This is a genomic window from Chitinivibrionales bacterium (assembly GCA_014728215.1).
Taxonomy (GTDB): domain Bacteria; phylum Fibrobacterota; class Chitinivibrionia; order Chitinivibrionales; family WJKA01; genus WJKA01.
On the sequence record WJLZ01000229.1, the window covers coordinates 1 to 12,886 of the forward strand.

The 12,886-nt window shown below is 47.6% G+C and carries 6 protein-coding genes and 2 pseudogenes; 7 read left to right on the forward strand and 1 reads right to left on the reverse strand.

Annotated elements, in window-relative coordinates:
* Positions 1-1,599: 1,599 nt before the first annotated feature.
* From GF401_21080 to GF401_21110, 7 genes and pseudogenes are all read left to right on the forward strand, one after another.
* Positions 1,600-2,532, forward strand: a complete 933-nt coding sequence (locus tag GF401_21080) for an ATP-binding cassette domain-containing protein (GenBank protein ID MBD3347557.1) — start codon at positions 1,600-1,602, stop codon at positions 2,530-2,532.
* A pseudogene (locus GF401_21085) lies at positions 2,522-3,304 on the forward strand (ABC transporter). Before GF401_21080 ends, GF401_21085 begins: the two are co-directional and overlap by 11 nt.
* Positions 3,305-3,766: pseudogene (gene rpiB / locus GF401_21090) on the forward strand (ribose 5-phosphate isomerase B). It abuts the pseudogene before it with no gap.
* Positions 3,767-3,842: 76 nt separating this feature from the next.
* Positions 3,843-5,690: a protein kinase gene (locus GF401_21095; GenBank protein MBD3347558.1), complete on the forward strand. Its 1,848-nt coding sequence runs from the start codon at positions 3,843-3,845 to the stop codon at positions 5,688-5,690.
* Positions 5,691-5,896: 206 nt separating this feature from the next.
* Positions 5,897-6,622: a hypothetical protein gene (locus tag GF401_21100; GenBank protein ID MBD3347559.1), complete on the forward strand. Its 726-nt coding sequence runs from the start codon at positions 5,897-5,899 to the stop codon at positions 6,620-6,622.
* Positions 6,619-7,890 carry a hypothetical protein gene (locus tag GF401_21105; GenBank protein ID MBD3347560.1) on the forward strand — a complete coding sequence of 424 codons (1,272 nt, stop codon included), beginning with the start codon at positions 6,619-6,621 and terminating at the stop codon, positions 7,888-7,890. Before GF401_21100 ends, GF401_21105 begins: the two co-directional genes overlap by 4 nt.
* A 336-nt stretch (positions 7,891-8,226) precedes the next feature.
* Positions 8,227-10,917 (forward strand): hypothetical protein, encoded by a 2,691-nt coding sequence (locus GF401_21110; GenBank protein ID MBD3347561.1) that lies wholly within the window; start codon positions 8,227-8,229, stop codon positions 10,915-10,917.
* Between the two features lie 219 nt (positions 10,918-11,136).
* Here GF401_21110 and GF401_21115 read toward each other — a convergent pair whose 3' ends face one another.
* Positions 11,137-12,708, reverse strand: coding sequence for a GntR family transcriptional regulator (locus tag GF401_21115; GenBank protein MBD3347562.1), 1,572 nt, complete (start codon positions 12,706-12,708; stop codon positions 11,137-11,139).
* Between the last annotated feature and the right edge of the window lie 178 nt (positions 12,709-12,886).

Sequence of the window (12,886 nt, forward strand, 5' to 3'; positions counted from 1 at the left end):
GCGATTCGCTCGTCGACTCAGTATCGACAGCGCTCCACAGCAGTATCGACAGCCATAGTACCATTCTCGCCGATTCGGGAAACTATTGGTCGGGCACGTTCGAGCGGGCGACCGCCCAGAGCGCAACGCCGGGAGATCCGATACTGTATCACATTGTCAACGACAGCATTATTGCGATCTATCGCAATCCGGATCTGCCGCTCGATACCCTGCGCATTGCTGTTCCCTGTGCTCCGCCGCCCGATACCATTGAAGTTACAGCGATTGTACGGGACACCAATGCCAACGGCCGGTTCGACCGGATCGATTTCCTGTTCCCCGATACGACTGTCCTGCTGGAGCAGTTGCCCGATATCGAGGATATCATGCAATCGACTCAATTCACTACCGATGATGGAACGGTGATTCCCATCAAACCGGTAGACCTGATCCGGGTCGACAGCGCCACCCTCCATATCATATTAGAGGAAAACAGTGCAACGCCGTCACGTACAGGATGGGATAATGCGGACATTACCTTTTCGGGAACACCATTAACGACCGGAGATTATCCCATTGCAGTAACCACGGTCATCGATTCGGCTGGACCGGTGGTAACAAAGGCGGTGCTGCATCCCGGTGTGAGTACAGACTCTAATGATTCACTATTTATTTCTTTCAGCGAACCGGTCAACTGCAGCCTGCTGATGAGCACTGCGCCCGAAAGCGCATTTGTCTATATTGATAAAACCACTCTTAGCAGTGAAGCACTGCATGATGCTGTTTTTGCAAACCTATGTCCGTCACCCTATATCGATGACGTTATCGTACTTACCGATAAAGATGCCTTCGATATCGTACCGGTAGAAGATAAAATCGGTTTTTTGGGATCAAGCCCCTATGTTAGAGATACCATTGGGGTCAACCCGCCGCTCAACGGTCCTGTCGTGCCGATCGAACTGGCGATGGATGAAGAAATCGAACTGGCGGTCTTTCCCAATCCGGTGGAAGTCGATAAACCGATCGATAATAGGGTACGCACAGCCTATGCCAATGTAGTCAAAGACAGGACCCATGGTGCGATTATCGGGGTTAATTCGGCCATTCCGCTCAAAACAATCCGGCTTCGGTCTTCTGATGAAGCATATGGGAAAGCAGATATATACGATGCTGTCGGTAATATGGTCCGTAAGGCTCTTCCTGTACTTGCGACCGATAAAGCCGGTGTATACGGGATATACTGGGACATTCAGAATCGAAACAACCGCCTTGTCGGTAACGGCACCTATCTTATGGTCATGAAAACCACTGATATTAAAGATAATGCAATAACAGAACGGGTCAAGATCGGTGTACGGCGATAAGGAGAGCTATACTTCCCGGTATTTTCCTCTCTTTCTGCCTTTTTATCTCTTACATATATCTGCTTATCCCAGGCATTCTGCTTGAGCAATTATCGGTATACCCATTCCGCACTCTGCAACGGGACTCTGGTTCTTCGGCAAATTTTTGCCTTGTGCTGCTTTTAATTATTTTCTGGAACTCAAACTTCCGAGCATAAATTATCAAGTTCCTTTGAATTACCGTATAATGTCCAGCATCCGGCCGGAGTATTCAGAAATGGCAAATCGTATTGCAGTTGATGTACGCAATGTATGCAAGTGTTTCGGTGACCTTGTTGCAGTCAACAACTTAAATTTTGAGGTCCCGGAATCATCGTGTATCGGTTTTCTTGGCCCCAATGGAGCAGGCAAATCGACCCTGATGCATATGGTATATGGCCGTTGTCTTCGGGAGAAGCGGAAAGAGAGCCGGATTTCAGTATTCGGGCATGATCCCGCACAGGATGAATTGGCAATCAAGTACCTTGCCGGAGTGGTTCCTCAGGATAACAATCTCGACACCGAACTGAATGTCACGCAGAACCTTATGGTTTATGCAAAGTTTTATGCGATTCCGGGTAAAGAGGCCGAATCACGTATCGGTCGTCTCCTGGAGTTCATGGAGCTTGGCGATAAACATAACGCCCGGATCAGGGAGCTTTCGGGCGGCATGAAACGCCGCCTGGTTATTGCCCGCGCTCTGGTTAATGAACCCCGGCTTTTAATTTTGGATGAACCGACTACCGGTCTCGACCCCCAGGTCCGTCATGCAATCTGGGAAAAAATCCGCCAGCTTAAAAAGCAAGGTCTCACGGTGCTGCTTACCACGCATTATATGGAAGAAGCCTTTCAGATTGCAGATAATGTCGTGATTATGCATAAAGGAGAAAAAGTACTTGAAGGTGCCCCTCAGACGGTTGTGAGGGAGCAGATAGAATCCTATGTGCTCGAGCTGCTTCGTCACGAAGCCCTCGAGACCTTGAAAGAAAAGGCACGGGGTAAAAATATCCGGAACGAAATATCCCGTGATGTCAGCATGTTTTACTCGGAAACTATCGAAGATCTTCGAACGTTGACCGAAACCCTTGCACCGGGTGATTACATATTACGCCAGTCGAATCTGGAGGATGTCTTTCTTAAAACTACAGGAAGAGAGCTTAATGAAGCGTAATGAAAACCGGCAATATCCCCCTCTTGCTGCACGGCTGTATGGCGTCTGGTTTCGACATATGCGGGTGTATACGAAAAATATCATCAGCAACGGACTGCCGCCTTTTTTAGAGCCGCTCATCTTTCTCGGCGGTATCGGTCTCGGTCTCGGGGAGTATATCAGGGAGATGAATGGTGTTCCTTATATAGAGTATCTGGCAACCGGACTGTTGATGACGTCGGCCATGTTTACTGCGGCATTCGAATGTAGTTTTGGCACCTTTATCCGGTTGGAGTTTGATAAAGTTTACGACGGCATGCTTTCGGCGCCCATGAATGTCAACGACCTGATTATCGGGGAGATTATCTGGGCGGGCACCAAAGGTTTTTTCTTCTCCTGCACAGTCCTTGTCATTGTAGGCATTTTCGGCCTGGCCCCCTTCCCCCAGATCCTTCTCGCGCCGTTCCTGGGATTTCTCACCGGCTTGATGTTTGCGACTCTCTCACTGTTGATTACATCATTTGTTAAAACTATCAATCATTTCAATTTTTATTTCACCGGTCTCCTTTCTCCCATGTTCTTTTTTGCGGGAGTGGTATTTCCTCTGGAGGATCTCCCCGGAATCGTCCGACCCGTGGCGGAAATTGTTCCCTTGACCCATTCGGTTCGGCTGATACGGTCGCTGGCGGCGTGGCAATGGGATAAATGGGCTGCAATCGATCTGGGATATATTATTTCATTTATCGCCCTATTCGGATACCTGGCAATCATGCGTTTAAAAAAGAGACTGGTCCTGTAATAGAGCACAAAGAATATCATGAAAACAATTGCTGTTGCTTCAGATCATGCAGGTTTTGCCATGAAAGAAATACTCAAAACTCACCTTGAAAAGCGTGGTTACCAAGTCACGGATTTTGGTACCAACAACGATCAGCCGGTTGATTACCCTGATTTTTGCCGCCCCGCTGCAGAGAGCGTTGCCCGGGGTGAAAGCGAGATCGGGATTGTAATCGGAGGGAGCGGCAATGGTGAAGCTATGGTTGCCAACAAAGTGAGAGGAATACGCTGTGGCCTCTGCTGGAATACCGAAAGTGCACAATTAACAAAAGAACATAATAACGCTAATATGATTGCTGTTGGTGCACGAATGACGGGTGAAAGTGAAGCGATAAAGATGGTAGATACCTGGCTTGATGCCTGCTTTCAGGGGGGACGACATCAAAGGAGAATCCATAAAATCGAATATCCTGAATAGTAATTAACAGAGGATTTTTTAATTTGTATTTTGCAGGATTAAAAAATAAAGATGCAAAGGCGAAAGGGTGTAAAGGATGAATCGGCCGTATATTAAACTGCATTCTTCAAAAAGCGGGATTATCGTTTCAAACAAAACGCTTATCCCTGTTCCTGACGGTTCAGAGCCCCTTGGGCTGGGTTCCGGCACTATTACCCGGAAGCTGGGAATAGAAAGTACCGGAAATATTTATGAAATAAAAAATGAGAAAACAGGCGAAAAAAGAGCGATCAAGCTCATGCATCCGGATTTCACCTCCCGGGAGAAAGATTCCTTTGTACGAGAAGGCATTATTCTGAAACAGCTCGATTACCCTGATTGTATTCATGTTTTCGATACAGGAGAATGGCACGGCCTTCCCTACCGGGAAATGGAACTCATCGAAAGCATTTCGGTCGATAAAATCATTGCCGAAAAAGAACCACTCCCCATTGAATTCTGTCTTGCCCTCGGCATTTTCGTCGCCAAAACACTCGATTATATGCACCATTGCACCTACAGTCTTGACAAAAAGCGTTTTCGAGGCATTATTCACGGAGACCTCAAACCATCAAATATTCATTTCTGCAAATGCGGTCGTGTAAAACTTTCCGATTTCAAATACCTCTCCGCACTGCATGCATCTTTTTCGATTGATAACGCCTGCGCGGGATCGCTCCAGTATATCGCACCCGAAATTCTCGAAGAAAAGGAGCTCGACACAAAGTCTGACATCTTTTCCTTTGGATGTGTTCTTTATGAACTGTTGACCGGGCATATGACCTTTCCCGATCTGGACATCGACAAACTTCTTCCCGCCCGGACAAAAAATGTGTATATCCCTCTCGAGAATTATAATCGTTCTTTTCCCACCGAATTAACAAACCTGATTCACCAGTGCCTGGAAAAAAATCCTTCACAGCGTCCCGAGGATATGAAAGTCATAATCAAGGAACTTAAACACATTCTGAAACTGCGCACGAAGCTTTCACCTTCAAAAATAACAGACATTTACCGGCAGGTGAATTTTGTCAGAGACAACGACACATCACAACCTGCACTATCCTGGAAACGGGCGGCGGTTGTCGCAGGCTTAATTGGTATATCGGCAACAACATTGTATGTTATTTCCCACTTGGAGTTATGGTCTTCCGACAAAGGGCGAAATATTCCTCAAAAAGAAATAGTCGCATCCAATACAAAAAAAGAACCTGAATCCCTGCCTGAAGCCGGCAAAAAATCCAGGCCGGTTTTTACCGTCGCTATACCTGAACAATCATCGTCTCCGAAAAAGGAAGCCAAAACTGAACCCGAAACTAAGAAGCACAAAGAACCAACTGCCGAACAGGAAGAAGCTCCAGGAGCACCGGAACTCCTCAAACTTCAGGCAACATACGGCACCGATAATTTAATCGCCATTCTCCAAAAATCAACCAGCGCCGGAAATTACGATCATGCGCAGACAGTACTAAACAATATGGAAAACGAACAATTAGACAATCCTGCTGTTGAATTATATCACATGCGCATACTGCTGGCCAGCGGCAGAATCAATGAAAACTGGTTTGGGTACCATGACATTAACGATGCAGAGTTCTATTTCGAAAAAGGACGGTTCTTTCTGGGCAGACAAAAGTATTATGCCGCGCTTGAAGCACTGAAAAAGGCGAAAACAGCCCCCTGCATTCTTTACGATATCGATCGGATCCACGAACAAGCCACAATCTGGGAAGCAAGAGCCGCCTCACGTTACTTTTACGCCGAACCGACAGCTCAGCGTAAAAAGGTAACTGTTGATAAGTGGCGCAAAATCGAATTTGCCTACCAGGATAAAAAATCACACCCCTTCTATACTGAGGCCCAAAAAGCCCGGCAAGCCATCCAGAATTCACCGCTGAAAAAATAATGCCTGCAGCGGGTCAGTAACTCACCTGTCATTAGCCAATTCCTCGCTTTATGGCCTGTAAAACAATTCTTCTCACCACGGTCCAATTCTCACCATCTTCATCTCCCCCTTGAAAAAGCGCGATTAGTTATGTACAATTATGTACAATATTGAAGAATCAGATGCAGTCATTCTCTGTCATTTTTTCATGAAAAGGAAACATTTTCATGCGTCCATTTTTACCATGTATCTCCTTTTTTGTGATAATTGCATTTGCAGCTCATGTTACGCTGGCACAGCATTCTGTTTATAAAGGCTCTGATAATCCCAGAAAAGTAACCATCGCCGTCTCCAATTTCGAAGGCCGGAGCCTGGGTGAAGGCGAGACGGCAACGCTTACCGATGCATTCAGGACCTATATCGCCAATACCAACCATTTTCGTACCATGGAACGGGCGCAAATGGATGAAATCATGAAAGAGCAGGGATTTCAGCATTCGGGTGCGTGTACCGATGAAGCCTGCATGGTAGAGATGGGACAGATTTTAGGCGTGGAGCAGATTATTGCCGGAAGTATCGGAAAGGTCGGCGGCACCTATTCGGTCAATGTCCGGCTTATCAGTATCAAGACCGGTGAGATAATCAAAACAGTGAACCGTTTTCATAAGGGTGAGATCGACGGTCTTCTCACCGAAACGCTACCACAGATTGCCGATGATTTGACCGATCAGGGGCGAAGTGCGCCTCGCCCGCAGGAATCGGTTATCAAACGTTCTCTCGATAAGGATGATAATCCTAAAGTCAAGAAAAAGCGCCGAAAACTTACCTGGGCAATTACGATCGGTACAGTTGCCGCGGCCGGAGGCGTCGGCGCCTTTCTTCTTTTTGGTAAAGAAGACGACAACGAAAACCCTCAAACAGGAGCCGTTGAAATAACATGGGAAACTCCATGAAAAAAATCAATCCTTTCGCTGTAAGCTGTATTTTTGCAACAATTCTTCTTTTCTGTTTTTGTCTTCCCATGGAGCCGAAACAGGAAATCGGAAACACCGGTACGATTGCTCCACGATTGCTGGCGGCTACACACCAGGAAAACACAATTTTTTTCGACCGGCAAATCGCCCCTTCCCTTCATACAATCCTTTTTTCGGTCACGACTTCCGGTGAAACCTTTCGCCGTTCCTTTCCCTTTGATAAGGGCTACGGTCTTCTGGACGGTATTCCCGCCGGGCCCGCCAATGTCATGATTGAGGCAAAAGACAGCATGAACACGATTGTTTATTCGGGTAACGCATACATCGAAATTAATTCTGAACAGACGGCCCGTCCCGATGTCGTTATGGAAGTCACCGATCCATCTTCACCCTACCTTTTGATTCCGGAACAACGGAATGACGGTTCGATTCAACTCACCTGGAAAATCTGGGAAAACCCCGGTGAAATAGCAAGTTTCGATATAATGCGGAGTGAAAATCATGCCGCACCGTATCATCTTGTCACGATAACGAACGCTTCTCAACGCTCTTATATCGACTTGGGGGATATTGCGGAGCAGATAACTTATACCTATAGCATCAGAACAATCCGGCATGACAATTCGGTAATTCACGGAAACAAACAGGCAATCACATCGTTCGCCCGGAGTTCTCAGACAGTACAATCCCCTTATCTTCAAGAGCCCTATATCGATGGAAACTATGTCAGGCTCACCTGGACTTTTCCTTCAACCGAAGAACCCGGTATCTCGGGTTTTGAGGTAAAGCACTCGAGCGACGGGGGAATGAGCTGGACAACTTTGACAACACTGGATGACGTTACCCGGCGTACATTTAATGATTACGGCTATCTCACCGACATGCGAAATGATTATCAGATATGTGCCTTAAGTAACGGCAGCAGCAGTTGTTCCAATATGGAGGGACTGTCGACCGGCAGTACAATTTCCAATCCGTTGCTCGACTCTCCGATACAGATCGGCGGTGACGTTCAGCTTACCTGGACATTTCCAGATTATGAAGAAGGACAGATAACCGGTTTTGATATCAAACGTACCACCGATGGATTTGACTTTATCACCATTTATACCGCCGCCCCCGGTGAGCGTCGTTACAATGATAACGCATTCATCTCTGGCGCACAAAACGATTATATCGTATGTGCCCGGGGGAATGGAGGCGCCGAGAGTTGCTCCGGTATAGAAGGTATATTCGCTTCTCCCTGAAAACCGGCGGCGTCATTCTGCTCTCCGAATTTCTCCTCGTTTACTCCGAACCGGGCGCGCATATTTCCCATATAGCGCCCTTTTTTGTAGATGTATAGGTTATAACCATTTGCAATAATTCATTTAAATCAACATTTTTTCTGAAAATTTCTTAATTACACGATATATTATGTGTATGAATATCTTTACCGGAAGAGGCGAAAAAAACCTTTCGGTAATTTAAGCACTTAAATTTTTAAGTGCAAAAAGATGGTATACACCATGGTAATTTATTCGTGGTTCAATGCCGATCGATTGTTTTACCGATTAAACAATTAATTTGAATGGTGATGCGTGATGAAAGACAGATCATTCTTTGACGGTTATTTTGTTTCATTTTTTGCTGTGGCGGGTCTTTTATTTTTCGCCACGGCTGTATCGGCTGCGCCGGTTGACGGCTGGATTGTGTATGGAAGTAATGCAAAAATATATCTCCTTCAGGTGAGTTCATCGCAGCACCAGCCGGAAGAAATCTATTCGGGCAACAATATTGAGCATGCCTGCTGGTCGGCAAACGGAACGCATATCTATGCGGTTTCGGAGGGCGGCACAATATATCGTCTTGAAAACGACGGATCCAATATAAAGCACCTTGTCAACACCGGAGCGGGGCTTGCCCGCAACCCCATAGCCGCTTACCGTCCCCACAACGACTCGGTTTTATATGTCAAGGGTCGGGATTTTTACCGGATCAGTGCCGACGACGGTACCATGACAAAAATCTATACCGGTGAGCGGAGCTATCTTGGAGAAATTGCAATTGACAATTCGGGCGCCCGCATGGCGGCCAGAGACAACAGCGGGGGCAATGGATCGTGGGAAAGCCACGACCCCATGAAAATCGACATAATCAACAACCGGGAAAAACAGTATGGATTCGGCTGCTCTCCCAGCATTTCACCCGACGGTACCCTGCTTACCGAAAACGGCACCGGATTGAGTTCATCCAGTTCCTCCTACGATTCTCCTGTGAACAGAACGGCGCACACCTACATGCGCTGTCATGAATTCACCTGGGCAAACGGGTTGAATGATTACAAATACGAATGGTTCAGCCTGGAATATCCCGATCGGGTAAAAAGCGCCATGTTCGACAGTCAACGTTTTGCAGTCAACAGCAATGAGTGGATTGTTTTCATGTGGGATGACCGGAGCGGCTTTGGGATTATCCGGGTTACCCGCGGCGACCTTTATGAAGGCACTATGTATTATGGCGAGATTTACAATGCCCGGCAATCCGGTTCCTATTCCGTATACGGCGAGTGCCACCCCGATTTCTGGGTCGGCACACTTCCCCCGCCGCCGTCACAGTCGGGAACAATCGAATTTGAAAATAACGGTTATGAGATAAATGAAACCGACGGGGATATTTCAATCAAGGTTCTCCGTTCGGGAGGAACAACTGGTTCGGTTTCAGTAGAATATGCAACAAATGATGGGTCGGCCGGTGCCGGGGACGACTATACATCACGGTCGGGAACATTCACCTGGAACGACGGAGACGGTGACGCTAAGACAATTACCGTACCAATTATTGACGATAACGACAGGGAGAGTGATGAGCATTTCGGTGTTGTCCTCTCAAACGCCGAGGGTGCTGCTGTCGGGCAATCATCGGTTGTTATCACCATTCTTGACGACGATTCGGTAATTGTCGACACCGAGCGGCCATCGAGCCCTTCAGCCCTCGAAGCGACCTTTGTTTCACGAACCGGCATATCGTTACAATGGGGGCAATCTTCGGATAATATCGGTATAAATGGTTACTATATCTACGAAAGTTCCAATCTCCTCGACAGTTCGGAAACCCCTTCATATCAAACCGAAAACCTTGTTCCGGGCACCAACTATTCTTTCACTATCCGGGCGTTCGACCGGGCCGGAAATCTGTCCGATCCATCGGACGTTTTGGAGGTGTCCACCGAAAACGATGTGGTGGCACTCCCCTTTAAGGTCAATCTTGGTGGTGGAGAATATGATGATTACACCCCCGACCGGCAGTGGTCTGATGATTATACCTACGGATATACGAGAAGCGGCAACGTGACCACAATAAGCCGTTCGATCGACAATACCGATGACGATGAGGTGTACTGCTCAATTCGCCATATTGAAGTCGGCTACAGAATCCGCGTACCCAACAGCACCTATCAGGTAACGCTCCTTGCCGCCGAATGCTGGGCCTCGAATGTGAATGACAGGGTCTATACCGCCATGATCAACGGTACGGAAGCGTCGGTCGATCCCGTTGATGTCTATAAACTTGCGGGAAACCGGCAGAATTACGCGGTTCAAATAACCACCGAGATTGAAGTCACCGACAGTTTGATCGATATCGAACTAATCCGCGGAGCCGACAGTGATTATTCGCCAATTCTGGCAGGGATTATCATCGAAGAGAGTGCCCCCTTTACGCTTACCTGTTTTAACGACGGCGGTTCCTATGAAGTTGGTCGGGAGGTTACCATTACCTGGAACGCCAACACCAGCCTGATCTCTGAAGCCCGTTTGTGGATTTCTCCGGACAACGGCGTATCCTGGCCTGAAATTACAACCACCGAAATCGGTACCAACTCATCATCATGGACCGGTTATTCCTGGACCATTCCCACAGAGGTAGACGGCATTCAAATTGCCGGCAAAGAGTGCTTCATGAAAGTTACCGATTACGATGAAATTTATAGCGATATAAGTGATAAAGCTTTTCGGGTAGACTTTTCTTCAAAATCCCGGAACATCACTGGAACGACCAACCAGATGCCGTCGTTGCTTTCTTTGTCCCAATCGCGGACGCTGAAAGTTATTATGCCCGGTTCAGTAGATTATTCCTTTCGATTATTTCGCCCGAACGGAACGCTTATGCATGCGTATCGAGGCAAAGGACCTCACGTGATGAGGATTGACTTGAGTGAAACCGCCAAAGGTGCCTGTATTGCCGATTTTGTGGTTGATGGAAAGCGCATCAGAAACACTGTTCTTTTGCCGTAGGAAAAAAATCGTGGACAAGGGACGATTTTTCCTCACCTCATACGCTCGTGACCTCGTGACTTCCCCGATTTGCATCGGGGGCAGGCGTGCGCTCTTTCTTATCCCTGCCCCACACACCAGACCGGCATCCTGACCATAACCATACCCTGTGCCGCTAACCCGAAATTTCAACCCCGGCTCTTGAAAAGCAACAGAAGCTGCGTGGGCCCGACCCGGATTTTACCTTATTTTCCGCGTACTCGACCGCTCGATAATGATCCCGGGAACTCTACCCGGCTTCTCATTATTCTTAAGAATTTTTTTCCCGGTTACAAAATTCAATGCCAGACGGGCATGGGTCCGCATATCGAAATTATAGCTGGTGACGCCATGCTGGAGCGATTCGAATGTATCATCAAAACCGAGAATCGAGATTCGCTGCGGTACTTTTACCCCCCTTTTTTTGAGAAAATCCATTGCCGCAACAGCGACATCATCGTTGGCAGCCACCCAGGCGGTGCATGGTTTATCGGCAAGCGCCTGCTCGAAAAGCTCATCGAGTTTTTGACGCCAGAGCAATCGAGGAAGCATTCGCCGGGGAAGCTCATATGAAAAGAGATGATCCAATGACTGCGCTATTCGTGAATCGGAAGCCTTTGCCCATGACTTGTAGGCTTTATACAGGTTGCCGTAATTCGCTGTTGCCGTCGCTTCGGCTTCATAATGCCAGGTCATGTCCGGAGGGTTGTCCTTTACGTATGATACAACGGCGCCTCCCTGAGCATTGAATAGCAGTTGCAGCCCCTTCAAACGAAGTCGTGACCAACTTGCCGCATGGAACGGGGAGATAAACGCGATCTTTTTATGCCCTGCCCGGAGAAGATACTCCCCCGCCGCACGGCCGGGCTCCTGACCTGCAACATACGAGAAGAATGCAACGGAATTTCCCGCCATCGAATCCGGCACATTCCATTCTCCTGCTATATCAATAAAGGCCACAGGCATTTTGACTGCAGGCAGCATCTTGAGAAGCGCATGCAATGAATGGTCCGCCGCCGTGACAAAAACAATAGCACCGAACGAATCATGCAGATCGGAAAATTGGATTGCCCCCTGATGAGCGTTCCAGAATTCCAGCTTTTCTTTGCCGCGATAGACAAGGAATCCCGTTGTCTTGAGATCAAGCCGCATACGGGCACACTCGGCTTCAAGGGGACTGAGGAACTTCTGTGCCAACGGTGGAAGCATTAACCCCCCGGCAGCTTCGTGGCCGTGAATCAGAAATGTTATCGAGGCGCTTGACTTTGCAACCTGCACTGCAGCAACTACATAGCCGCTTTTAAAAGGGATGATTCTGCCCTCCGATTCCAGCCGGGACAATGCTTTTTTGAGGCTGTAATAGGTTGTACCGTACCGGCCTGCCAGCTCTTTCATTGGCGGCAGCGGTCCGGGGCCATCATACACGCCGGTATCGATGTCGCGGGCAATCATTTGAGCAAGTCGCCCTGATGGTGAAGAAATGAGCGGCTTATGGCTTTTGTCCGGAGAATTCACTTCCGATTCGAGGCGATCAAGGTCCTTTCCGGCTGCGGCAGCGATCCGATACCGCTTTCCCTGTCCCCCTTCTATGATACCTTTCTCCCGAAGAAAGCCAGCCGCTTTCAACATTGTCACCGGCGCCACTTCTGCTTGAGCTGCAAGTGATCGAAAGCCGGGTAAAACAGTACCTTCTATGCTGCCAAGAGCACGTATGGTGCTGATACAATATCGAATCGCCCTGGTAATACCATGTACATTCTCGCTGGTAGTCACACCTCAACCTTGTATGCTTGTTTATATAAATTTACATTAACTCAGGCAGAATTGCACGATAATTTCGTTATATTTCAAATCAGGGTCAGGATAAAACTGACTGCTACGATAGAAAAACTAATTTTGCATATTTACAAAAATATTATTTAAGCGCATAATTAATTTGGCTCGCTGATAA